17 protein-coding genes are annotated in these 25,164 nt (G+C 40.0%); 15 read left to right on the top strand and 2 right to left on the bottom strand.

The window, feature by feature from the left end:
* The first annotated feature begins 18 nt into the window (after nt 1-18).
* The 15 genes from OLM61_RS12130 to OLM61_RS12060 all read left to right on the top strand — a co-directional run bounded on the left by OLM61_RS12130 (nt 19) and on the right by OLM61_RS12060 (nt 23,364).
* Entirely contained in the window at nt 19-447 is a 429-nt protein-coding gene (locus OLM61_RS12130; RefSeq protein ID WP_264522945.1) for a phage tail protein, read from the top strand.
* A 2-nt stretch (nt 448-449) separates the two neighbouring features.
* A complete protein-coding gene (locus OLM61_RS12125; RefSeq protein WP_264522944.1) occupies nt 450-896 on the top strand; it encodes a phage tail protein in 447 nt (148 codons plus the stop codon).
* Nucleotides 897-898: 2 nt separating this feature from the next.
* Nucleotides 899-1,057, top strand: coding sequence for a DUF5908 family protein (locus OLM61_RS12120; RefSeq protein ID WP_264522943.1), 159 nt, complete (start codon nt 899-901; stop codon nt 1,055-1,057).
* Nucleotides 1,058-1,060: 3 nt separating this feature from the next.
* Nucleotides 1,061-1,744, top strand: coding sequence for a CIS tube protein (locus OLM61_RS12115; protein WP_264522942.1), 684 nt, complete (start codon nt 1,061-1,063; stop codon nt 1,742-1,744).
* On the top strand, nt 1,744-3,489 hold the full coding sequence (gene vgrG, locus OLM61_RS12110) for a type VI secretion system tip protein VgrG (RefSeq protein ID WP_264522941.1): 1,746 nt from the start codon (nt 1,744-1,746) through the stop codon (nt 3,487-3,489). The genes OLM61_RS12115 and vgrG overlap by 1 nt, the downstream gene beginning before the upstream one ends.
* Nucleotides 3,490-3,589: 100 nt before the next feature.
* The gene (locus tag OLM61_RS12105; RefSeq protein WP_264522940.1) at nt 3,590-3,880 is read left to right on the top strand and encodes a PAAR domain-containing protein; all 291 of its coding nucleotides are present in this window, start codon (nt 3,590-3,592) and stop codon (nt 3,878-3,880) included.
* Nucleotides 3,881-3,882: 2 nt separating this feature from the next.
* Nucleotides 3,883-4,293: a GPW/gp25 family protein gene (locus tag OLM61_RS12100; RefSeq protein ID WP_264522939.1), complete on the top strand. Its 411-nt coding sequence runs from the start codon at nt 3,883-3,885 to the stop codon at nt 4,291-4,293.
* Nucleotides 4,294-4,304: 11 nt separating this feature from the next.
* Nucleotides 4,305-7,517 carry a baseplate J/gp47 family protein gene (locus OLM61_RS12095; protein WP_264522938.1) on the top strand — a complete coding sequence of 1,071 codons (3,213 nt, stop codon included), beginning with the start codon at nt 4,305-4,307 and terminating at the stop codon, nt 7,515-7,517.
* Entirely contained in the window at nt 7,505-10,252 is a 2,748-nt protein-coding gene (locus OLM61_RS12090; RefSeq protein ID WP_264522937.1) for a hypothetical protein, read from the top strand. The genes OLM61_RS12095 and OLM61_RS12090 overlap by 13 nt, the downstream gene beginning before the upstream one ends.
* Before the next feature lie 12 nt (nt 10,253-10,264).
* Nucleotides 10,265-12,958 (top strand): hypothetical protein, encoded by a 2,694-nt coding sequence (locus tag OLM61_RS12085; RefSeq protein ID WP_264522936.1) that lies wholly within the window; start codon nt 10,265-10,267, stop codon nt 12,956-12,958.
* Nucleotides 12,959-13,168: 210 nt separating this feature from the next.
* The gene (locus OLM61_RS12080) at nt 13,169-15,238 is read left to right on the top strand and encodes a contractile injection system tape measure protein (RefSeq protein ID WP_264522935.1); all 2,070 of its coding nucleotides are present in this window, start codon (nt 13,169-13,171) and stop codon (nt 15,236-15,238) included.
* A gap of 12 nt (nt 15,239-15,250) precedes the next feature.
* The gene (locus OLM61_RS12075; RefSeq protein ID WP_264522934.1) at nt 15,251-16,324 is read left to right on the top strand and encodes a DUF4157 domain-containing protein; all 1,074 of its coding nucleotides are present in this window, start codon (nt 15,251-15,253) and stop codon (nt 16,322-16,324) included.
* Nucleotides 16,325-16,345: 21 nt separating this feature from the next.
* Nucleotides 16,346-20,779, top strand: a complete 4,434-nt coding sequence (locus OLM61_RS12070) for a DUF4157 domain-containing protein (RefSeq protein WP_264522933.1) — start codon at nt 16,346-16,348, stop codon at nt 20,777-20,779.
* 2 nt (nt 20,780-20,781) lie between these two features.
* A complete protein-coding gene (locus OLM61_RS12065; protein WP_264522932.1) occupies nt 20,782-22,008 on the top strand; it encodes a hypothetical protein in 1,227 nt (408 codons plus the stop codon).
* A 51-nt stretch (nt 22,009-22,059) separates the two neighbouring features.
* Nucleotides 22,060-23,364 carry an ATP-binding protein gene (locus OLM61_RS12060; RefSeq protein WP_264522931.1) on the top strand — a complete coding sequence of 435 codons (1,305 nt, stop codon included), beginning with the start codon at nt 22,060-22,062 and terminating at the stop codon, nt 23,362-23,364.
* 22 nt (nt 23,365-23,386) lie between these two features.
* Here the strand turns inward: OLM61_RS12060 and OLM61_RS12055 are convergent, their stop codons facing one another.
* Both OLM61_RS12055 and OLM61_RS12050 read right to left on the bottom strand, forming a co-directional pair.
* Nucleotides 23,387-24,076, bottom strand: a complete 690-nt coding sequence (locus OLM61_RS12055) for a LytR/AlgR family response regulator transcription factor (protein WP_264522930.1) — start codon at nt 24,074-24,076, stop codon at nt 23,387-23,389.
* A complete protein-coding gene (locus OLM61_RS12050; protein ID WP_264522929.1) occupies nt 24,073-25,095 on the bottom strand; it encodes a sensor histidine kinase in 1,023 nt (340 codons plus the stop codon). The genes OLM61_RS12055 and OLM61_RS12050 overlap by 4 nt, the downstream gene beginning before the upstream one ends.
* Between the last annotated feature and the right edge of the window lie 69 nt (nt 25,096-25,164).

Here is a 25,164-nt window from a genome sequence, read left to right as displayed (position 1 = left end):
ATTAAAAAAATATAAATCATGAGCTATCCGCTACCAAAGTTTCATTTCTCAGTTGACTGGGGTGGAACAAAAATAGGATTTACAGAAGTTTCGGGATTAGATGTAGAAACTGAAGTCATTGAATACCGTCAGGGAGCAAGTCCCGAGTACAGTAAAATTAAGATGCCCGGCATGCAAAAGTTCACCAACATCACCTTGAAAAGGGGAACCTTTGCCAGTGACAATGAGTACTATGCCTGGTGGAACACGGTAAAACTAAATACCATAGAACGAAGAGATATTACGATTAAACTGCTCAACGAAGAGCACAATCCCGTAATTACCTGGAAAGTAAAAAATGCATGGCCAACCAAAATTCAGTCGACTGATTTAAAAGCAGACGGAAACGAAGTCGCCATCGAATCTATGGAACTGGTTCACGAAGGTTTATCCATCCAAAATGACTAATCATGTCTAACTATTATCCACCCGTCGGTTTTCACTTTTTGGTTGAATTTGAAGGTCTTGGCTCCAAGGAGAAAGACCATCAGTTTCAATCGGTTTCCGGTTTGTCTGTTGACATTGAAACCGAAGAGATTGCCGAAGGTGGAGAAAATAGGTTCAAGCACAAACTCCCTGTAAAGACAAAATATCCAAACCTGACTTTAAAGAGAGGAATACTGATTGATTCTGTTGTCATCAACTGGTGCAAGGATGCGATCGAGAACTTTACGTTCAAACCCGTTAACCTGACCGTGAAATTACTCAACGAAAAACACCAGCCTCTGATCTCCTGGAATGTGGTTCATGCCTATCCCGTAAAATGGTCAGTGGAAGATTTTAATGCTCAGGAAAGCAAGCTCGTAGTCGAAACCTTTGAGCTTACTTATAATTATTTCACCTTAATTAAAAGCTAGTCATGCCGATAGAAATAAAAGAGCTTCACATTAAAATAAACGTGAACGAAGGATCAAAATCAACTGCTCCCCCAGCGGCTCCAAAAAGCAAGGATGGAGATGCAGTAGCCGAATGCGTTGAACAAGTACTGAAAATCATCGAACGTAAAAAAGAACGCTAAGTCATGGCAGGAAAATTAGAAAAACTAAAAGTTGTTGCTTATAGTGATCCGGAATTTAACAACAAAGTTTCCGGTGGTGAGTTTTCTACGCTTATGAATCCGGAGAAGTACACCTATCACTATAAAATTGAAACCGATGCGACTCAGGCTTCGGGAACGAGCACCGTTTCTCCGAAGTTCAACAAAAAATTACCCGAAAATCTGGATCTCGATTTTGTTTTTGACCGAACCGGAGTCATTAACGGCTACAAAAGTTCTAACAACGGCGTGATCAACGACATTGAGAAATTCAAAAAAGTGATTCTGGATTACAACGGAGACGAACACAAACCCAACTACCTCATTATTTCGTGGGGAACCTTACTTTTCAAAGGGTCTCTGACCGAAATGGAAATTGAGTTTAAACTTTTTAAACCCGACGGAACTCCGATAAGAGCAGTGGCAAAAGCAAAATTTCAGGGTTTTGTGGAAGATAATTTAAGAGCCGCAAGAGAAAATAATAAATCGCCCGATTTAACCCATTACCGAACGGTAAAAGAAGGTGACACCCTGCCGCTGATGTCCTTTCGGATTTATGGCGATTCCAAGTATTATCTCGAAGTCGCCAGAGTCAATAACATTGTCAATTTCAGAAAATTAAAAACCGGGCAAAAACTATTTTTCCCACCCTTACAAAAACAATCCTGATGAACAATAGCGGAGTCATACAAACCAGTAAAAGCGCCGATTTAGTAACGCTGAAAATTTTAATTGAAGGAGAGGAACTGTCCAAAACCTATCAGGTAAAAAGCGTTGTGGTGCAAAATGAGGTGAACCGGATTCCAATGGCACAAATTGTTCTGACCGACGGCGAAACTGCTTCGAGAGATTTCAAACTGAGCAATGAAGACCTATTGATTCCTGGCAAAAAGATTGAAATAAATGCCGGTTATCACAATGATGAAGAAACCATTTACAAAGGAATCATCATCAAACATTCGATCAAAATAAAAGACAGTGCTTCTTTGCTTATTGTTGAATGCAAAGACGAGGCCGTAAAACTTACTATTGGAAGAAAGAGCAAGTATTTTTATGAGGTAAAAGACAGCGAAGCCTTTGAAGAAATCATAGATGCATACGGATTGGAAAAAGAGGTCGAAGCCACTAATTTCAGTCATAAAGAACTGGTTCAGTACAATACTTCCGACTGGGATTTTATGGTTTCGAGAGCACAGGCCAATGGCAAGCTTTGTTTTGTGGAGAATGGAAAAATTACGATCTGCAAACCCGACGTTTCGGCATCGTCTGTGGAGACGGTTACTTTTGGAGCTACTTTAATTGATTTTGACGCCGAAATAGATGCCCGAAATCAATTTGCCAAAGTGTCTTCTTACAGTTGGGATTATACCAATCAGGAGCTAGTAGAAATTGAAGCCAGTGATCCGGGCGTGAGCCTCAACGGCAATCTTTCTGTTTCTGATTTGTCTGATATTATGGCGCTTGAAAATTTGGAATTGCGTCATGGAGGTACGATTACCGAAACAGAACTTCAGGATTGGGCCGATGCCAAATTATTGTTTCAGCAACTCTCCAAAATTCGTGGAAGAGTTAAATTTCAGGGGATCCCTGCCGCGAAACCCAACACCATCATTACACTCGAAGGCGTTGGCGACCGATTTAACGGAAAGGCTTATATCACCGGAGTTTTTCACGAACTGAGCGAAGGAAACTGGACCATCGATGCACAATTTGGACTCAACCCCGAATGGTTTTCTGAAACCTACGACATTCATACCCCTACTGGTTCCGGAATCATTCCGGCCATCAAAGGGCTGCATGTTGGCATCACCACCCAATTGGAAGGTGACCCGAATGGCGAAGACCGCATTTTAGTAAAAATTCCAATCATCAACAATGAAGAACAGGGAATTTGGTGCCGCGTCGCCTGTCCCGATGCCGGAGAAAACAGAGGTGTTTTTTTCAGACCCGAAATTGAAGATGAAGTCATTATCGGATTTGTAAACGAAGATCCCAACAATGCCATCGTATTAGGCATGCTGCACAGTAGCGGCAAACCCGCTCCGATAAAAGCTTCCGACGACAATCATCAAAAAGGAATTGTAACCCGAAGCGAGATGAAAGTTCTGTTTGACGATGACAAAAAATCTATTGGAATTGAAACTCCAGCAGGTAAAAAAATCACGCTGGACGAAGACAAAGGTGTCATTGTAATCGAAGACGAGAACTCGAATGTGATCACCATCGACAGCAAGGGCATTAAAATGGAAAGTGCCGGAAACATTGAGATAAAGGCATCAGGAGATGTCACTATTGAAGGTACCAATGTATCCTTAAAAGCCAAAGCGCAGTTTAAGGCCGAAGGAAGTGCAGGGGCAGAATTATCATCAGCCGCAGTGGCTATCGTAAAAGGAAGTATCGTGCAAATCAATTAAGCCGTTGGGTTTAACTAAGAAAAAATTAAACACATAGAAACATAGATTTCTAAGTGTAAAAAGAGAATAAAAAATACTGAACTGAAACAGAACTAAAATTATGGGAGCACCAGCCGCCAGAATTACAGATATGCACGTTTGTCCAATGGTTACCGGAACTGTTCCGCATGTGGGCGGACCTATTTTACCCGCCGGTTCACCAACCGTATTAATTGGCGGAGTTCCAGCTGCCTGTGTAGGCGATATGGCTACCTGTACCGGACCGCCCGATACCATTCTCGCAGGTTCGGCAACCGTTTTAATTGGTGGTAAACCCGCAGCACGAATGGGCGATTCAACCGCACATGGCGGCACAATAGTAGCCGGATTAGCAACCGTTTTAATTGGGTAATTATGGAACCAGAATCAAATTTTTTAGGTATAGGATGGAGTTTTCCTCCCGAATTTAGAGAAAGTGCCAAAGCAGTTATAATGCTCACGGATGAAACCGACATTAAAAGCAGCCTGGAGATTTTGCTTTCTACTAAAATTGGCGAGCGTATCATGCAGCCCAAATACGGCTGTAATATGGATGAGCTCTTGTTTAGTCCGTTAACTCAGACTTTAAAGACGTTTGTTTCCGAGCTGATTCGAACAGCCATACTCTATCACGAACCCAGAATTGATGTGGAACAAATTGACATTACACAAGGAGATGATCTTACCGGTGAATTACTGGTGCTGATCGATTTCAGAGTCCGAACTACCAATTCAAGAATAAACATGGTTTACCCGTTATACAAAAAAGAAGGAACCGATTTATAAATTGTTAAAAGATGAGTAATTGTACTACGATATTGAGTATTTTGGCTTCAAATGGCAGCGACCAAAAGCAGCGTTATATCAGTGCGTTACAGCCTGAAAACATTCGCCTTAACGATTTTGAATTAACCGATTGGGTTTTGTTTGCTTATAATTTTTCTGAATATGTAAATTATTTCGAAACCTCCAATCCCAAAAAACCGTCCAGTGACTGGAAAGCTTTTTTTGATTTTTTTAAATGGAATGGAAATCAAAAACCGTCTGTAGAAAATCAAATACGACTGGATCGGATAAAAAAAGAACTGACCGAACTGATTGAGGAAAGCAAAAAAGATTGTGCTATTACACCGCATTTAACCTTGTTTCTTACTTTTTTGATGCTGCTCGAAAACAGTAAAAAAAGATACAACAACCTCACGAAACGTCATCTTGATTTTTATTACAATCAGGTTTTACAAATTGACAAACTGCCGGCTACACCCGATAAAGTCTATCTTGTTTTTGAACTGGCTAAAAATGCGGTTCAGGAAAAAATCGATGCTAAAACCGGTTTTGACGGTGGTAAAGATGCTTCGGGAAAAACCAGAATCTATACATCAAACAACGAATTGATCGCCAACAAAACGGTCGTTGCTTCCCTAAAAAATGTCTATAACGATGTTACTTCAAAAAAAATAGTCGCCAGTCCGGTCGCCAATTCTTACGACGGTTTAGGCAAAGCATTTCCGGATCCGGGCAACGCGCAATGGTGGCCTTTTGGTTATACTAAAGCGCCCGGTTTTTCAACCGAATTACCCAATGCCGTGCTGGGTTTTGCCATCGCCTCTCCTATTCTTCTTTTAGCCGAAGGAAAACGCAACGTTCAGCTGACTTTTACTTTTCAGAACAACATCAGCGAGATAACAGTGGCCAGCATCAAAGACTGCCTGAGTCTTGAATTGACCACAGCCAAAAAATGGTTTAAAGTCCCTGAAATTGTACCATCGTTACTCCTAAGAGAAGGGGAATTTTACACTACTGCTGTTAATGGAAAAGTCATGAAAATTGCTTTTCTATTGGATGAAAACACAGATCCCATTACAGGATATAACCCTAAAATTTACGGTGAAGAGTTTGACACTGATTTACCGGTTGCAAAATTCTATCTCGATACTGCGGCACTCAACGGCTATGAGCTGTACAAATCGCTGGCACAAAACAGACTGGAAAACATCACGATCAACATCGATGTTCAGAACATTCAGCATGCTGCTTTAGAAAACGATTATGGCAGTATCAATTCGGCAAAACCGTTTTTCCCTTTTTCACCGCAGCCCGTAATCGGTTCAAATTTTCACATCGGGTACAAAGAGGCCTTTACTAAAAACTGGACGAACCTCAGCGCTGATATTTTCTGGAAAAACCTTCCGGATGATTTTGTTAAACATTACGCCGCTTACAAAACAACATCAAAAGACACCATCAGCACCAATCAATTTAGAGACAGTGTCTTAATCAAGCAGGCTGAAGAAAAATTTAAATTTAATGATACCAAAGCACTCGTAGAAAACAAGACTTATTTTCAATATCAATTGTCCGTTTTAACCAATAATATTTGGAAAAATCGCGATACTCCAACCTCGTTTTTTACAGACCTGAGTCCGACTAAAACCAGTATCAGCATCAACAATACCAATTATATCACCGAGAAAAACGGTCAGATAAAACTAACCTTAACGACTGCATTCCTGCATCAGCTGTATGCCAAAACACTGGCTTTGGCTTTATCGAGTGAAAACAAAAATGTTGTGCTCCCCAACGAGCCTTACACGCCGCTCGTTGAACGTGTTGTTCTGAATTATAAGGCTGCTGAAATCACCCGTTTTACCGCTTCGGGAACACAGACGCTGGAAAAAATCTACCAGGAAAACGAAGCAAAATTATTCCACATCCATCCTTTCGGATATGCCGAAGAACACGGTTATCTGAGAGCAGGTCTGAGCTATATCGAAAATAAAGATTCGTATGTGCTTCCTACCTACTGCAAGGGCGGAGAATTATTTATTGGTTTGGAGAACGTACAGGAATTGCAGCAAATTACTCTGTTGTTTCAGGTATTGGAAGGAAGTGAAAATCCGCAGACCCTTTCGTTTACCGCAAAACAAAAAATAGAGTGGTCGGTGCTGGGTAATAACCAATGGCGTATTCTGAACTATTCGGATATACTGCTAAATGAAACCGATAATTTGTTGCAGTCGGGAATTCTTAAATTCAATTTACCCAAAGAAGCCACCCAAAACAACACCAGACTTCCTAAAAATTACATTTGGCTTAAAGCCAAAATGCATAAAAAATATGACGTGGTCTGCAAGATGATCGGGATTCATTCGCAGTCGGTTTTGGCTACATTTCAAAACAACGGCAATGATTTGGCACATCTAAAAACCGGATTAGAAGCCGGAACCATTTCCAAACTCCTGCAAAGACTGAGCAATGTAAAATCGGTGACACAGCCTTATAACAGTTTTGACCATAAACCCGAAGAAAATAACGAAGAGTATTACAGACGAATCAGCGAACGTCTCCGACACAAAAACCGGGCAGTAACCATGTGGGATTACGAGCACATCATACTGCAAAAGTTTCCGGAATTGTACAAAGTAAAATGCCTGAATCACACGAGCGAAATTCCCAATAAGGCCAATAAAACATCGTACCAATCGCCCGGCAATGTAACGCTGGTTGTGATTCCCGATACGGTAAACAAAAACGTGTTTGACATTTACCAGCCCCGGGTAAGTACCGCTACGCTCAACAAAGTCAAAAATCATATCGATCAACTGAACTCCATGCACGTAACCACTTATGTCATTAATCCAAATTACGAAGAAGTTACGGTGGATTTAAAGGTAAAATTCAAACCCGGTTATGATGAAAATTTCTATTCGCAGGAACTCAATACCGACATCATTAAATTTTTATCGCCCTGGGCACTCGACAAAAGTGTTCCCATCACCTTTGGAGTCAGTATTCATTCGAGTCTGCTCATTAATTACATCGAAAAATTAGGGTATGTCGATTATCTGCAGGATGTAAAGCTGTTAAAAAACGGAGCCATGTCTGATAAAGTTGTCGTTCCGTCCAATCCGATATCGATTTTAGTTTCGGCAAAAAGTCATTTCATCAGCACGGACATCAAAACATGTACGGTTAAAACCATAGAAACAACAGAAGAATGTCAAATGTAAACCAACATATCAGCATCCCGAAAAACGTCAGTTCCAATGATGACATGAGTTTTGACTTCCTTCGAAAAAAAGGAATCGAGTACATCGAATCATTGGGCAGCCAGTTTTGGACCGATTATAATACGCACGATCCCGGAATTACGATTCTGGAAGTGCTTTGTTATGCGATTACCGATTTGGGCATGAGAATCAATCTGCCCATCGAAGATCTGTTGAGCAATAACTCGAATCCAATTGACGAACAGTTTTTTACCGCTTCTCAAATTTTGCCTGTACAGGCCATTACCGCTTTTGATTATCGCAAAATTTTAATTGATATCAATCCGCAAAAAATCAAAAATTGCTGGCTTCAAAAAGCAACCAAAAAGATATTTGTCAATTGCAAAGAAGGCAAAATTTCACTTAAAAAAGAGGATTTTAACGACACCTTGCCTACTTTCATCAAAGAGACCGAAATAAGAGGCTATTATACCATATTGGTTGATTTTGATGAAGAGGATCCGGCTAAGAAAAAGCTGTTGAAAAACCAGATCATCGAAAAATTTCATGAGAACCGAAATCTTTGCGAAGATCTTTTAGAAGTACAGGAAGTCGACATTCATCCGATTGCCGTTTGTGCTTTAATTGAAATTGACCCCGAAGCCAACGAAGAATTCATTCATGCCACCATTACCTTAGAACTCGAAAAATACCTGTCGCCGGGCATCCGATACTATTCGTTAGCCGAAATGTTTGAGAAAGGTTATACAAGTGATGCCATTTTTGAAGGTCCTTTTCTGGAAAATGGATTTATTGATACTCAGGAATTGGAAAATTCGGCATTAAAAACCGAAGTACGTCTTTCTGATATTATGCAAATCATTATGAATGTCAAAGGGGTGACGGTGATCAAAGACATTTCTCTGAACAATTGCGAAGCGATAGAAAAAGAAGGAAGTGTCTGGAACATTTGTGTCCCGCCCAATAAAAAACCAAGTCTTTGCCAAAAAAGCACCCTGAACTTCAGTAAAGGTGTTTTGCCCGTTATGGTTAATAAAACAAAAGCCAGACAATATTTGGCAGATTTAAAAGAAGATCTTGCTTACGCGCAGAAAAAAGCGTCTCAAAACAAAGAATTAAAAATACCTCAGGGTAAAATTACCGAAACGGATTATTACACCAGTGTGACCAATAATTTTCCTGAAAACTATGGAATTGGCGAAGTTGGTCTGTCAGAATCGGCCAGCGTAGAGCGAAAAGCCAAAGCCAAACAACTCAAAGGATATCTGCTGTTTTTTGATCAGATTCTGGCCAGTTATTTCAAACACCTGAGCAACATCAAAGAATTGCTTTCGATCCACAACGAGCTGCCGAATACCTATTTTACCCAGAAAATTTCGGATATGACGGGTTTTGATGAAATTGTAAACACAAAATACCAGTCTTCAAGTCAGAAAAAACTGGACGAGTTTCTTTTTAGTCATTTAGACGATGCTGTTAAAAGACAAAACCAGATCAAAGATCATCTTATCGCACGATTTGCAGAGCGATTTGCAGAGTATGCCTTTTTAATGAAATCCCTGTATGGGGCTTCTTCTGATGAAATCGTACTGCAAAACAAATCCGATTTTTTAATCAATTACGATACTATAAGCGGCCAGCGTGCCAGCGGGTTTAACTATTTCAATCAGCCTGTTTCTAATCTGTGGAATACATTTAATGTGACAGGCTTAGAAAACCGAATCGCCGGTTTGTTGGGCATCAAAGGAGATAAAAATCCGGTGACCGGCAAAAGGGGAATCCAGCGAAAAAACATCTCTAATTTGTTTGTTCAGCTTTACGACCCGAGTCCGGGGGTGGCTCCGGATCTTTTTAGATGGAGAATCAGAAACAGCGCCAATAAAATCATACTAACCGCGACCGAAGATTATGAGAGTCAGTCGACCGCGATTAAAGAAATGTACCTGTCCATCCTGAAGATTTACGAAACAAGCGAGAAAGAAATAGTACTTGCATTTGAAACGTTGTTCGAAAACAGAGACAACGGAATTGCTTTTAAAGATACGGTGATCAACACTTTTGAAGTAATCGAATCCGATTCTCATAAATATTCGTTTCACATCATCAATCCGGAACTGGTGAATGATCTCGATAATCCGGACCGGATCATTGCGCGCCAGTACAAGCTGCACCAGACTTTAGAAGCGGTAAAAACAGCCATGCTGGACTTACTGACTTTCTTTAAGGAAGAATTCAGCGATGAAGGCATTTTTCTGATCGAACACATACTGCTCGTTCCCAACCCGAACGAAGCAATCGATCAAAAATACTATATGCCGATATGTGTAGACGATTGCTCGGAAGACTGTTGTATTCCCAATCCGTACTCCTTTAAAATCAGTGTGGTTTTACCGGGCTACACCTATCGTTTTGCAGATGTCGACTTTAGAAATTTTGCCGAGAACGTCATCCGGCAGGAAATTCCGTCCCATATTTTGGGGAAAATCTGCTGGATCGGATATCGAAAAGACCAAATCGTCCCCAAAGACAATGACCTGCTCGATTTTGAAAAAGATTTCAAGAATTTCCTCACGGATAAAACGCAGGACAAACAAAGCGCTTTACCGAAATTCATCAACTCATTAACCAAATTAAACTCTATTTATCCTACCGGTACCTTATACAATTGTACCGATGAAGAAGAAAATATTTCAGGAAAAATAGTACTAGGAAGAACAAATTTAGGAACAATATAAAAATACAAGGTCATGGCAACAAAACTTTCCACCATTACAGGGCATTATCATAGTTATGCAGCAGATCAGGTGTTAACCCACTTTCAGCTCAACGAAACTATCGATTATTTTGATGACCAAAATCGAGTGAACAGAGTATTTCTTACCGGTACAGGAATTGTTTGTGGCTTTCAGGTATCGGCCGATGCCGGCTTTACGACCGTAACCATCACTCAGGGAACGGGAATTACTACTGACGGTGATTTGATTAAATTAAAAAAAGAAACAGACACCGCAACCTCGATTCTTATCAAACAAAAATTGTTCACGATTGATTTCCCTAAAATGGAGTATAAATCCTATCGTTTGTTTGATAATGACAAAGGCAAATACCTTCCTTTTACCGACGCTAACAAAGTGATTTTGCCGATGTGGGAATTACTGCCTGCAAAAGAAAACCCTGCTCCATTGGAAAATGGTGAATTACTATTGTCCAGTCTTGCTAATTTAAAAGATTATGTGGTTATACTTTATCTGGAAAATTATACCAAAGATGCCTCCTTGTGTGATGAAATCGATTGTTCCAACAAAGGTCATGAAGAAATTTTTAATGTAAGAGCATTGCTAGTTACCCAGGCTACTGCCAATGTTATTATTGGTAAAAACGGTTCTCCGGAAAAAGACAGTCTTTTTAACAAATATGATCTTTTTCAAAAATACAGTACACTGGACGAATTGGGCGTGAGAAAAGTAATCCCAACCTTCAACAACACTTCAACGGCCAATCAGATCCGACAGCTTTTTACCGCTGCGATCAACGACAATGCATTTCGGGCGGATTTAAATGCCAATTTAACGACCATACTTTCGGCCTTTGGTTATGGAACCCCGCTAACCGGAATTCTCAACCGCATCAATGCGCTGCTTACTATTGACCCGGGCAATATTCCGCCTGATATTCATTACCGATACGATTTGTTAAAAGATGTGGTGGCCACTTACAAAGAACTGAAAGATCTGTTTCTCCAGCTTAAATCGGAGTGTAATCCGCCCATCAATTCGTTTCCTAAACATTTGCTGCTAGGACTTGTAGCCGAAAATAGTCGTTTTAAAAATTACCGACATCAATTTTACAAAGCCCCTATTTTAGATCAGAATAAAACGTTCAGCAATTTTGACTCTTTGGTCAGAAGGCTCAAAAGTATTCTCGACAACTACCAGATAACGGCCAATAGCATTAAAATTACGCCTTCAAAAGCCATGGGCAAATTGGGTGCTAAATCGGTACCGTATTACTATAATGTCGACGACAATTTATTACATGCGTGGGATTTTGAGAAAAGCAGTCTTTACATTCATCAAACCAATTTCAGCTATCATACCACCAATCTGGTCAACAATGATTATATCAAAGCACCGCTGGGCTATTGTACCGACGATCACGATTTTTACAGAATAGAAGGTTATCTCAACGACAGTGTCGACGATGTAAAAGCTTTTTTAAACGCAAAAAGAATAGAATACGGACTTGATTTTGACTTTTATATTCTGGATATTACCGAAAATTCGGCCGATTTAAAGATCCTGTTCAACACCAATTATTCGTTTGAGCACAAAGCCGGTGTCAAAAAAGGCGGGACTTTGTTACTGCTCAAATCCGGAACCACCTTCATCACCGATTTTGCCATTGAAGGAAAAATAAGTCCGGACAGCGGATTGGGCTGTTGTACGATAATAGGCTGTATGTATCCGTGGATCAGTTCTCTAAAATACATCAACAACTTATCGCGAAGCCTAAAAGGAACCCCAAGCAAAATCAAAGCGATGCCTACTCATTATGTGCTCAATATTCGAAGATACAGTATCAATGGCGTTAACTTAATCAATGCTCCGGTTATTGTCAGAATTCCTTTGAAAGAGGTGTTTCTGCGCCGACTTCACGTGGTTATGGAAACCCTCAACACTCAATTCCCTACTGGTCTTTTGTTTGATTTTATTGAAGAAGAAAAGAAACTTAAAATCCTGAAATTAGACAAAGACAAGTTCGAATTTGAAGTTCAGGATATAACGCAAAAATTAACGAGTCCGGTCTATAAATTTACAGAAACCGAGATTACCCGAAACGGCAGAATTTATCGTGCCTCGGGTATTACCTGCTCGATCATTAATGCACACAACCAAAACGTGTACCGCAAAATTCACAACAATTACGATCCGATCAATAAGGATGATGACAACTTTGGAAGATTTGATGAAGACTGGAGAAAATGGGAGATCCTGAGAAAACGTCTGATGCGTCATGATATCACGTCCAGATACCGCAGATTTATCGACAATTTTGAGCAATTTGAAAATATTCCGAGCGCTACTCCTGATAAAAGTGTGGCTCAGGAATTACGCGAAATTGCAAAAGCCATCCGTGCTGTTAACGGAAGAATTACAGATATTAGTATTGGAGGGGATTGGACTAACGGAAACTGGGTAAACAGTACGATGTGCAATTACTTTAAAACCATTTCCTGGAGTACCAACGATGATGTGGTTTTATTCATGAATCTTAGAAAAAAATTACACAACGAAGATCGTGTCAGCAAATACATGATTCACATCACCAGTCCATTACTGATAAATGCAAGCCAATTGGCCAATGTAATTAATCTGTATGCGTATAAGGCGGAGTTTTATTTTCAGAAACCAACAGAAGGAATTTTTATCAAGATACCTTAATAAAAAAAGATAAGCTTCAGACCCAATAAAGCTAGCAAGTCTGAAGCTTATAAGGGGCGGGGAACGATTGAGAACAAATGAAAGAGACGACATAAAACGATGTACTGCTACACCAGACGAAACCAACACAAGAAACCAACAGAACAGATGCCCAGTATTCCCACTCGGGAGTACCAAAGATAGAAAAAAAAATTATACGATCGTAAAAAAATGACTAAAAATACACATAGCATCCAAAGAGTTTTTTTAGAAATAGACACACCGTCAATGGTGACGGCTGATGCTATCAAAAATAATCTTGCTGTGTTCCTTCAAAATGAGCTCTTTCCGCTCTTAGAAAAACAATTCAACCTCATCGAAAACACTGAGGATCAAATCATTCAAATCGAAAAACTGCAAATTTCCATTCAATCGGATACCGACAAAAAAGACACTTTTTTATCGGATACTGAAACGAAAAACGACATCAAAAACCGTGTCGAAAAAGAGGTAGAAAAGGCTCTAAACGAGTTCAAAAACACCGCTAAAAAAGAGCCTCAAAAGGAATCGGAATGGACAACGATTTCGGCACACGATAAACAAATTAAAACGCTGCTTTATTTTATAGAAAACGGAAGTATGCCCTGGTGGGTTACTCAAAAAGAAGAGGAAGTATTTTTTGAAAAAAAGGATTTCAGTACTTTTCAAAAGGCTGTTTTCAGCGTTCCATTTCGCCAGTTAATTCGTAAGAAACAAGTTCAAAAACGTCTTATTAATCAATTTTCAAATGCTGATATTGTGCTTTTGGGCGCTGCTTTTTTAAGTACAGCCGTGCAACCGAAAACGCTTTCACAAAACCGTTTCTTCAAAATACTCGATAGCCAGTCACACCCTTTTAAAACTTCGTTCTGGCAATTGATTTTTGAAATCTGGACCGCTCAAAAATATAGCGCTCTTACCTCCTATTATTTAGAAAATCAGGCTCTTTTTGTGTCGCAAAAATTGTCTTTTGAACTTTTTATTCAGAGCATAAAAACATTGTTTTCAACTGATTTTAAGGAAGAAGAACTGATCCAAAAATACACCGACTCTTTAATTGCTGAAAAGGAAAAAGCAATTGCAAAAGGTACGGTTTCAAAAAACGATAAAAAGGCTCCCCTTTCTGAGGAAAAACAAACCGATTCGGACACCAATAACAAAGAAAATACAACAACACCGGCTATCGAAATTCCTCTTCAAAAAGAAAAAGAACCAGCTGTTGCTCCGGAAATCATCGCCGAATCTTCTATCGAAATGGGTACGATCAAAGACAAATCCATACCCAAAACCAATACAGATAAAGAGCAGGCTGTGGGAAAAATAAAACCGGAACAAAAAGAAATATCGGAAGAAAAAGAAATATCGAATTCTGAGAAAATGGCATCCGAAGCAGCTATCGAAATCCATTCCGCTACAACTCCATCCCTTGCTAAAAACAAAGAGAAAAGCAATGATAAAAACAATTGGGAAAACGATAGAAAAAACGATGATAAAAACTATGGAAAAAAGGAACCTGATGAAACCGAAGCCCCTAGTCCTGACGAAAACATATCGGAGCCAGTGGTTGAAATCGATTCCATCAACGATCAGTTTGTAAATAAAAACGAAGAGCAAGAGAATATCCAAATTAAAACGGACCAAACGGCAGCGATCTATGCCAGGGAAGACGTACCAGCAGTACCGTCTGAAATTATTCCCGTCAAAAGCTCGTCGATACCTTCGGACAGAGAGGAAGAGGAAGAAGATCTTTTGGACGAGAATACGGATTTCAAATCCTGTTATGTACAAAATGCGGGGATCATCATTCTGCATCCCTTTTTAAAAGAAATGCTGAAAAACTGTGATTTGATGGATGATGATCATAAGCTGTTAAACAAAGAACTGGCAGCACATATTTTGCATTATGCGGCTACAAAAAAAGAAAATGAATACGAACATGCGATGCTTTTTGAAAAGTTTCTCTGTGGGATTCCGCTGTGGCGATCCATACCAAGAGAAGTTCAAATTAGCGATAAGCACAAGCAGCAGGTAGAAGAAATGTTAGACTCCGCAGTACAGCACTGGTCGGCCTTAAAAAATACTTCTACAGCTGTTTTAAGAACCGAATTTCTTCAACGGGAAGGTAAACTGGATTGGAGTGAATCTAACCCAAAACTGACAATTGAACGAAAAACACAAGATCTTTTATTAGAGAAAATTCCGTGGAATATTAGCATCGTTAAAATTCCGTGGATCGAAAAATTAATCTATACCCAATGGTAAAAACGTATTGTTATGAGAGCATTTGAACAACGAAAAAAAAGCGGTCCTGACACTTCTACTTTTTTTGGACCCAAAATTCAGAAAAAGATAAAAACAGGAACAGTTGGAGACAAATATGAGGTAGAAGCCGATGCTGTAGCCGATAAAGTGGTGAACAACAAACCTTCTGCTGCCGGGCTTCTGCAATCAAAAGAAGAGGTACAGCAAAAACCTATTTCGGAAACAATTTCTTCTGTTCAGAGTAAAGAAAAGAAAGAGGAAGAGAAAGTTCAGACAAAATCAGACAAAAAAGAAGAGGAGAAAACTGTTCAGGCCAAGTGTGCTGATTGTGAAAAAGAAGGTGTGCAGAAAAAAGAGGACAAAAAAGAAGAAGAAAAACCGGTTCAGAAAAAAGGAAAAAACACCGAAAGTGAAATCCATGACAGCAATCTGGAAGGAAGACTCAACAGTTCAAAAGGAAGCGGCGCTACTTTGGATCAAAACACTAAAAACGAAATGGAAGCCGGTTTTGGAACCGATTTCAGCAACGTAAAAATCCATACCGATTCGAGTGCTGTTCAGATGAGTCAGGAGCTCGGTGCACAGGCTTTTACGAGTGGTAATGATGTTTATTTTAATGAAGGGAAATACAATCCCGGCTCGACTGAAGGGAAACATTTATTGGCGCACGAGTTAACTCATACCGTACAACAGGGAAACAGAAGCAAAAATGTTCAAAAACAAAGTGATGTTGTACAATTGGCCAGCATCCCCTGGAACATCTCGCAATGGACCACACACAAACGGGAATCGAGTAACTTTAGTGTTTCAGCAGGTGGTTCGATAGCTTTAAGTTCAAATTTGGATTGGGTTGGCCCTCCCAGATGTCGTGATATTGCCAGTACAATAGAAGTTAAAATATATAAAAGTGTAGACTTATGGTTTGACAGTAAGGTTCATGAAGATACGATTTCATTGTCAGGAGGAAGTACCTCTGTTTCGGGTTTAGAAGGCGGTACGTATTATGTCGAAATTTATCTGGGAGGCTATAATGGCGACCCAACACATTGCAGTCTTACCGGAAGCGTCGGAATAACCACAACCTAATCAGATCATAAGGGTATATTAATGTCAGCATTTGGTACAAAAACAGCATCCTCTACTCCCCACTCTTCTTCTTTTAATTCGAGAAAGGGTGAGGATTTTTTTGGCGTACAGGCAAAGCTCAACATTGGTAAATCAAATGATAAGTACGAAGTTGAAGCCGACAAAGCAGCCGACAAAGTGGTTTCAAACCAAAAAACTGCTGCTGCCGACCCTTTCTTTTCGGCACCGGCTTTAGTTCAGAATAAAACAGTTCCGGAAAAGCCGGCTGTTGAAGCAATCTCTCCCGCAGTACAGTCCAAATTAGAAGCAACCCCTAATAAACCCGCTGCCACTAACGGCTCTTTTTTTCATCCTGCCCCTGTAATTCAAAACAAACAGCAGCAGGAGATTCAGCAAAAAAACAACCCTGAAAAAGAAGTTCAAAAAGAAAACACCGTCGAGAAAATTACGCCTGTCGTTTCACTGAAATCAGAAAAAGAAGAATCGGCAGTAAATAAAACGGAATCTCCTGAACCAAAAGAGAAAACAGGTTCATCAAAATCTTTGGTACAGCCGAAGAAAGAAGAAGAGCTTCAGCAAAAAAGCGCTGTTGAAAAAGCCGATTTTTCAACCCATACAACGGATACGATTAAAACGGAACATCCAAAAAACAAAGAAACAAGCTCCGCTGTAAAGCCTTTAATTCAGAAGAAAAAAGAAGAAGACATTCAGGCTAAAGAAGAGGAAGAAATCCAGGCCAAAGAAGAAGAACAAGAACTGCAACTGAGTGCCGCTGCAGACGCAAACCCTTCTGATACTACTAACCTTGAAAGCACCTTAAACAGTAGTAAAGGTGGTGGCAGCCCCTTGCCCGGAAAAGTAAAAAACGAAATGGAAACCGGTTTTGGAACCGATTTCAGCAAGGTTCGCATCCACAATGACGCTACTGCGGTTCAGATGAATCGACAATTAGGAGCGCAGGCCTTTGCCACCGGAAACAATATTTATTTTAACGAAGGAAAATACAATCCGAATTCGCAGGACGGTAAACATTTGCTCGCCCACGAATTAACGCATACGGTTCAGCAAGGAGCCAATACGGTTCAGCCGAAAATGATTCAGAAAACGGTAACGGCTCCAGCTCCGGCAAGAGCAGGAAGCGGCGAACGTATTTCTTTGCAAACGGCAACATTTACGCCGCCAGAAGCCATTGCAGCCCAAATTGAAGCGGCAGGAAGCAGAGGTGCAGATGTAAACGTAACTTTTGGCCGATGGGCATCCGGTACCATCAAAATGAAAAAAAATACGGACGGTACCTACAACACCAAAGACAACAGACAAAGTATCAATCTAAACATCAGCTATTTAAATTCTCTTAGCAGTGTCAATATCACTCCGGCTTTGGCGGTTCGAATTGAAAACAATGCTATATCCGGATATATTACAGTAAAAACCGGCGACAGACTCGTTGCAAATCCTGCCGGTTTAATCAATGCGATTAAAGACAATAGCGAAGCCTTTGGCTGGGTTGGAATTGATGTAACCAGTGTCCCTAACGTTCAAAACAGTATTGAAGGCGGCAGCTTAACCTTAACCGCAAATGGGATTCCCGTTTCGCTGGGGGGCTTTGTAAATGCAACTCTTGACTTTGGTATCCAGGGAGATGCGATCACCTTTAGAGCCGGTGGAACGATTGAAGTTCCCAACCTCAATCCGGCTCAGATTACAATTGAACGTAATGCCGAAGGAAACATAACGGGTGAAGTTGATTTGGCCGTAAATATCGCCAATTTTAACGGCAGTATCCACGCTGCTTTTCTAAACGGAACTTTCGATATCAGAGGAACCGTAGGCTATCAAACCGACAAAATAAGCGGTCAGGTAACCTTATTGGTAACCGATGCTGCGACAGCAAGAAACGCAGCTTTGAGTCAGCTCGATCCTACTCAAATTGACGAGAGTGCCAGAGAAGCCAATGGAGTTCCCGAAGCAAACAGCGGACCAACCCCGGGCCCAAGAGCGATGGCCGGCTGGGGTGAAGTCGATTTTAGTTTTACCGAATGGATGACAGGCAGAGCCATGGTGATCATAGACAATGAAGGTCATGTTACGATTCATGGAGAAATAACGCCACCTGCAGAAGTCGAATTGTTTGCCCAGCGCGATTACATAAGAGAAATTTTTACGGTAGAAGTCCGCACCTTATATGGCGTGCCATTGGTGGGTAATGTTTTCTTGTTTGCCAATATTGGCTTGGAAGCACTGGCTAAAATTGGCCCTGCAAAAATTTACAACATCAGGGCAGTCGGAACTTACTCTACTGATCCGGCGGTATTTAATGATTTTAGTCTTTCGGCCTCTTTCAACATGTCTATGTTTGCAGGTTTACGATTACGTGCCGAAGGCGGATTGGGTGTCGAATTATTAGGTCATGATGTAAAAGTAGGTGTAGGGGTTAATGCCCTTGCCGGAATTAGAGGTTATGTTGATGCTACACCAACAATAGGTTATAGAGAAACGGCTTCTCCCGAAGCTGGAAGACAGGGAGAGTTTTACATACACGGACATGCAGAAATGGCGGCACAGCCCTTTTTGGCGTTAGGTGGTGATTTGTTTGTTGAATTAGACAGCCCGTGGTGGTCGCCTGCACCTGACGATAAATGGACCTGGCCTTTAGGAGAATTAGAATATCCGCTGCCGGGTGAATTTGGTATTGGTGCCGATGTAGATTATGTTTTAGGTTCAGACCAGTTGCCTGAAGTTGAGTTTGCTCCTGTTGATTTTAACTCCGATAAGTTCATGACCGATTTGATGAACGATCATGTACCGCCAGCACAATCAACAGCTGCGGAGCATCCGGCTGAATTTCAGGAAGGAACAACCGGAGGAGAAGGAAGTGCAACTCCTCAGGTGACCGACTCAACAGGAAATCCGAATGCAGGAACAACCGGAACACCTCCCGGTGCAACTGCCCCGCCAAATCCACCAACACCTGAAGTTCTGGCACATTGGGGAGATGGATTACAAGCTTTACGAACCCTGGCGACGGCCTCAGAAAACAATCCTTTAACACAGGCTCAAATTACAGCCGAGTTAAACCCAATCAGAACCCGACATCATTTTACACATTTAACTGCCAGAAGAAACGGTGAAAATTGGAATATTGATGCCGAAATGCCAAACATCAACAATCACAACACTCCAATTTTAGTAAAAGGGGTAAGAGGCGCTGGCGAAGAAGCAAATGCAGAGGCCAATGGAGAAACGAATGCTGTAAAAGGAGAAATACTGCAAATCGAAAAACCTTTCGAAGAGACGGATGGAGACCGACATACTTTGCGATTTAGAGACAATCATAATACGATTCAGCTCATGGTGCATAGTGATCCTAAAGACATCTTTGAATACCTGCATTCTGATGAAGTCGACCAAAATGACAGTACCGTAAGAGATGCGATACGATTGGCTACAGAAATAAGAACTATGGCAAATAATGCCGCCAATACGAGTGGAGTCATCCCTAACCTAAACTCAAAAATGCGAGAGCTTAGTGAGATGATGGGGCATATCAGAGGTAATTTGAGAAGATATTTACCTGCCAATCCGGTATACAATTACCAACCACAAGGCAACAAAGCCCATAAGGCAGAGGTAACTTTACTATCGCCAAACCGATCGGGCGGTACTGAGCCCGGAGGTTCATTTGTACAGGGTTGGGAAGCTATTCAAACCGGAGGTCTGACAAGAGGCGCGGGTCATTGGAAAAGACTCCATCTGATCAATCAGGGATTTGGAGGATTTGGAGTTCCTGAAAACCTGACTCCGGGAACAACATCCAACAATTCGTCTTACGATAATAGGTTTGATGACCCTGTAAAAACCCTGATAGGAAGTCGTCCCAACGATCCAACAAAACAAGGTGTAGTGAAAATCGCTGCTGAAGTAGACCATTATTACAGCGGAGAATTTCCGGCGAATGTTAGTGCCCCTTTAGGCGGGACTTTAGATGTTAAAGATGCCAATAACAGAGTCACAAGAGATAATTATGCGCAACATATAAAATTTGAAGCCTGGGAATATACGTACCACAATCGAAACTGGGAACTAGGAAATAAATTTGTCGATGCCGGGCTGGATATTGATTTACCGGACTGGAATTCGGTTAACCCTCCTGTAATTGGAGTGGGTACCCGAAGTGAAATTGTACGGGCCTACAACTCGCTACAACCAAGAGATAAATACAGAGTGGACTCATTGCTTAGCACACCCTTTGAGAGTATCCTGACCGACACTGTAATGGATATTATAAGAAGCAGAACCTACAGTAATGTGACTGTTTTCAGAACTGCTATAATCGCTGAAATAACTGCTCCAACAACCCCATCAGGCCGCAGAACAACAGATACTATAGATCGCTTAAATGATATAAAAGATGTTATCCCGATTATGGTCAATGCTAACGTATTAAAATTCTAAACATGGAAAATATACTCTCTGAAATAAAAGAACTCTCAGCTTTGATGCTAAAGAAAAATCACACGCATACTATAAGGCTAACCCCTCCACTAGCCAGCAGTAAATTAAAAAAACTGGGGACAGAATTAAAACTAAACGACGCTTTGTTATCCTTTTACCAAACGGCGAATGGGCTTTTTATATCCTGGTTTTCAGATGTGGAAATTTTATGTTTTGGAAAAATTAATATTCCCAAATTAGAAACCTTGTCAGAGTATCTGACCAAAGTAGAAAAGACGGACCTTAAGGAATATTCAGGCTACATTCAAAAAGGATATATTCCATTTGATGTCGACAGCATTAACAAGTTTGTAACTTTCCTAAAACCGGTAAAAGAGAACTATGAAATCATACGAATGAGTCCCGATTTTAGCGAAGTTACCTTAAATTGTACTTTAGAATCTTACCTGAATTTAGGCATTAAGACAGGCGGGCTTTACCATTGGCAAAACTACATCTCAAAGGAGGTTTTCAGTAACTATACGAAATACACTAACGATTTTTTTTATTACTTAGTCAGCACCAAGTTGAAACCTGAAATACTGGAATCATTTTATAATGATGCAGCTACCCAAACAAAATTGTTGCCCTCTATTGGAGGCGCTCCATTTAAAATCCCGGAGAAGCACCAAATTATAATCAACAAAGAAAACCTTGGATGCTCCAACCTTGAAATCAGAAGAGCCGAAATCGCACTAAAAGAGAAACTAAACGCTAATTTTGTTTGGTATCATTATCGAAGAAACGGCCTGGAAGTGCACTGGAAATCTGATGCCTACTTTGCTAATTTTCAAATGCTGCCCATTGAAACCATTTTTGGAGGAGCTCTTCATGCTCAGGAACGAATTTGGGACAACAACTATTTTAAGTTCGTTAAAGCGGATAAAAGTTTTGAAGAAAAGCTGAGTAAATTTTATCCTTTGATCATTGAAGAGGCCGGAGATACTGTTTTCACAGTCGAAAATGAAAAAATTAGTCTTTATTTTATTTCTTCCTCTTTTGAGCCTCAAAAAATAAAACTTTCTTTTGAGACCTTCATCGAAAAACTATACAGCTGCGGAGGGATTAGCGGATGGCAAAACTTATTTATTGACGAATACTCTAAAGAAAATCCCTTGTATCAGGATATTTTAAAGGGAATCGAACACTGTTTTCCTACTCTTGACGTAGTCAATTTTCTTAAAACTTAAAAAATAAAGCCGGATTGTAATTTCAATAACAATAGTCAAAACCAAAAGACCATGCAACTCATACTTCAGTTTCTCAAAACCCAATTTCAATTTCAGCTTGATGCTCTTTTTCAGGCGCCAAACCCCACCCCAAAACCCGTCTTTTCTCAACTCGAAACGACTTCTTTTGTGAGTGAATTCATCATTGAAAACCATCTTTCTGAAACCGATATTTTACTACTGGCATTGGCACTTGTTCCGCACGTTCATCCTGATTTCCTAAGCTCGATCATTGCCGAGTATTTGCCTAACGGAGGAGAATTGCCCGAGTTTGGCGGAATGAAAACAAAGAACCATCGCGGGATTTTACCAACAGGAGAAACAGCCCAGTTTTTATTGGGGGGAAATGATCTGGACAGCCGAATCTCGTTTTATAATTACCTGCACAATCAGTCTTTTTTGTATCAAAAGAGAATCGTCAAAGTAGAATCTGTTCCAAATGGCGAGCCTAAACTGAGCGGTTTACTGATTCTTGAAGACGAATACATCGAAAAATTCATCACCGGAAAAATTCTAAAACCTCAGCTTAGCAGCGTCTTCCCGGCACAATTAATTGAAACAGATTTAGACTGGGATGATTTGGTGCTCAATTCTTCTACTTTAAATCAGATTAAAGAGATCGAAACCTGGCTCAAATTCAACGAAATACTGCTGCACGAATGGGATATGAAAGCTAAAATCAAACCCGGTTTCAGGGTGATGTTTTATGGTTCACCCGGAACCGGAAAAACACTTACGGCTTCGCTTCTTGGAAAATATACGCAACGGGATGTGTACCGTATTGATTTGTCGATGGTGATTTCGAAATACATAGGCGAAACCGAAAAAAACCTGTCTTCTCTTTTTGACAAAGCAGCAGATAAAGACTGGATCCTCTTTTTTGATGAAGCCGATGCTGTTTTCGGAAAAAGAACCAATGTGAGGGATGCGCACGATAAATATGCCAATCAGGAAGTGTCGTACTTGCTGCAGCGTATCGAAAATCATCCCGGACTGGTGATTCTCGCTTCCAATTTTAAAACCAATATTGATACCGCCTTTACCCGAAGATTTCAGTCTATCATCGAATTTGAAGTGCCTTCTTCTCAGGAACGTTTACAGCTTTGGGAGAACAATCTGCCCAAAGGAATTAAAATTGCTGAGGATGTAAACCTTCATGAAATTTCAAAAAAATACGAAATCACCGGTGCCAATATTGTAAACATTATTCAATATGCCTGCCTCAAAACATTAGAAGATCAAAACGAAAACATTAAACTGAATCACCTGCTGCAAGGCATTAAAAAAGAATATGCCAAAGAAGGCAAAATGATGTAAGCTGTACCTCTTTTTTTAACGGCTAACTTAACCAGTCGCTGACTAATTTTCGATAGGTTTCGCCCACCGGAAGCTGTTCTCCGCTGGTGAGTTGTATCTGATTTCCATCGATAACTTTTATTTTATTTTTTGGAATTATATACGATCGGTGAATACGAACAAATTGATTTACCGGAAGTTTTTCAAGAATGTCTTTCATGTTTTCCAAAACCATAATTTTTTCCCCTTTTGTATGAATCCGAATGTAATCTTTAAGCCCTTCGATATAAAGAATATTTTCGGTTGCTATTTTATGGTGTTTCCTGTCGGCTTTTACAAATAAAAAATCTTCGGTTTGCTGGTTTTGAAAGGTTTCCTGCCAGCGGATAAACTTCTCAACACCTTGATAAAAACGATTGAAAACGATTGGTTTGAGTAGATAATCTATAACATGAAACTGAAAAACATCCAACGCATAATCGGGATAGGCAGAGGTAATGATAAAATTATGTTTCTGATTGAACATTTGCATCAATTCAATTCCGGTTAACTGCGGCATTTGAATGTCGATAAACACCAAATCAACCACTTCATTGTTCAGTATTTCGATGGCTTTAAAAACATCTGAATCGGCATACAAAACGTTTAATCGCGGCACTTTAGAAGCATAATCTGCCATTAGTTTTACTGCAAAAGGTTCGTCGTCTAAGATGATACAATTTATTTTCTTCATTTTAATTCTATTTCGAGTTCAGCTGTAAACTGATTGTTTTGATTTACTACTTTAATTTGGTGTTTTTGTGGATAATGAATTTCCAGCCTCTTTCTTAAATTACTCAATCCAATGCCTCCCAGTTTGTCCTTCTTTTGTATGGCGATATCATTTGTCACTTTAAAATGAAGCTTTTTATCGGCTAACCGCAGCTCAATTACAATCGGTTTTTCGTTAGAAGTAATCCCGTGTTTCAGAGCATTTTCAATCAACGGAGACAAAATATAAGGCGGAATTTCTTCGGAACTATTTTCAGTTTCAATTCTGAAATCAATAAAAGCACTTTCCTGATGCCTCAATTGTTCCAGCTCGATATACGCTTTTATATAATCGATTTCATCGGCCAGTTTTATCTTTTCTTTTTGCGATTCATAAGTCGTAAAACGCATGATCTGACTTAGTTTTTCAATGGCTGCCAACGATTTATCGGACTGAAAATAAACCATTGAGTAAATGTTGTTCAACGTATTAAATATAAAATGCGGATTGATCTGTGCCTTCAGAAATTTGATTTCGGTGTTTTTATTTTCTTCGAGAATATGCTGATTGTACTCGAGCAAACGGATAAAATAAATGACAAACCAAAGCAGCGAACTTAAAATAACAGGCATACTGCTGTAATGCAGATTATCCTCCATATACTTAAAGAAAGTTGGATTGGTGTAATTGATTCGATGAAACAAAACATCGCTTATCTCCTGCTCCAACAGCCATCTTGAAGCTGTAAAAAACAAGTAAGAAACGATTACTCCCGCAAAAAACCGTTTCCATTGAAACGATTTGAAAACCAATTTCATTACTACAAAATAATGAAAGTAAAAGGTCATTACAAACACCAGCATATACGTTGAAAGAAACAAATCAGGAATGTAAACTTTTGCCTGTATCAGATTTTTAACAAAGGTGAAATACCCCATCAAAAGCCAATATATGATGTGAACAAACACTTCTACTCTTTTTGATAATGTTCCTTTATACATTTTTCGTTTTTTTTTCAAAGATATACATTCATCAAAAAGTCCAAAGCCGGGTTTGTAGATTAATCAGAG

The sequence above is a fragment of the Flavobacterium sp. N502536 genome, from assembly GCF_025947345.1.
Taxonomy (GTDB): Bacteria; Bacteroidota; Bacteroidia; order Flavobacteriales; family Flavobacteriaceae; genus Flavobacterium.
Note: the sequence above shows the minus strand (reverse complement) of the source record. Positions and strands in the feature narration are given on the sequence as shown.

Excerpts from the sequence above, each read along its gene's own strand:
- OLM61_RS12130 (WP_264522945.1), top strand. The coding sequence starts at position 19 with ATGAGCTATCCGCTACCAAAGTTTCATTTCTCAGTTGACTGGGGTGGA.
- OLM61_RS12125 (WP_264522944.1), top strand. The coding sequence starts at position 450 with ATGTCTAACTATTATCCACCCGTCGGTTTTCACTTTTTGGTTGAATTT.
- OLM61_RS12120 (WP_264522943.1), top strand. The coding sequence starts at position 899 with ATGCCGATAGAAATAAAAGAGCTTCACATTAAAATAAACGTGAACGAA.
- OLM61_RS12115 (WP_264522942.1), top strand. The coding sequence starts at position 1,061 with ATGGCAGGAAAATTAGAAAAACTAAAAGTTGTTGCTTATAGTGATCCG.
- vgrG (WP_264522941.1), top strand. The coding sequence starts at position 1,744 with ATGAACAATAGCGGAGTCATACAAACCAGTAAAAGCGCCGATTTAGTA.
- OLM61_RS12105 (WP_264522940.1), top strand. The coding sequence starts at position 3,590 with ATGGGAGCACCAGCCGCCAGAATTACAGATATGCACGTTTGTCCAATG.
- OLM61_RS12100 (WP_264522939.1), top strand. The coding sequence starts at position 3,883 with ATGGAACCAGAATCAAATTTTTTAGGTATAGGATGGAGTTTTCCTCCC.
- OLM61_RS12095 (WP_264522938.1), top strand. The coding sequence starts at position 4,305 with ATGAGTAATTGTACTACGATATTGAGTATTTTGGCTTCAAATGGCAGC.
- OLM61_RS12090 (WP_264522937.1), top strand. The coding sequence starts at position 7,505 with ATGTCAAATGTAAACCAACATATCAGCATCCCGAAAAACGTCAGTTCC.
- OLM61_RS12085 (WP_264522936.1), top strand. The coding sequence starts at position 10,265 with ATGGCAACAAAACTTTCCACCATTACAGGGCATTATCATAGTTATGCA.
- OLM61_RS12080 (WP_264522935.1), top strand. The coding sequence starts at position 13,169 with ATGACTAAAAATACACATAGCATCCAAAGAGTTTTTTTAGAAATAGAC.
- OLM61_RS12075 (WP_264522934.1), top strand. The coding sequence starts at position 15,251 with ATGAGAGCATTTGAACAACGAAAAAAAAGCGGTCCTGACACTTCTACT.
- OLM61_RS12070 (WP_264522933.1), top strand. The coding sequence starts at position 16,346 with ATGTCAGCATTTGGTACAAAAACAGCATCCTCTACTCCCCACTCTTCT.
- OLM61_RS12065 (WP_264522932.1), top strand. The coding sequence starts at position 20,782 with ATGGAAAATATACTCTCTGAAATAAAAGAACTCTCAGCTTTGATGCTA.
- OLM61_RS12060 (WP_264522931.1), top strand. The coding sequence starts at position 22,060 with ATGCAACTCATACTTCAGTTTCTCAAAACCCAATTTCAATTTCAGCTT.
- OLM61_RS12055 (WP_264522930.1), bottom strand. The coding sequence starts at position 24,076 with ATGAAGAAAATAAATTGTATCATCTTAGACGACGAACCTTTTGCAGTA.
- OLM61_RS12050 (WP_264522929.1), bottom strand. The coding sequence starts at position 25,095 with ATGTATAAAGGAACATTATCAAAAAGAGTAGAAGTGTTTGTTCACATC.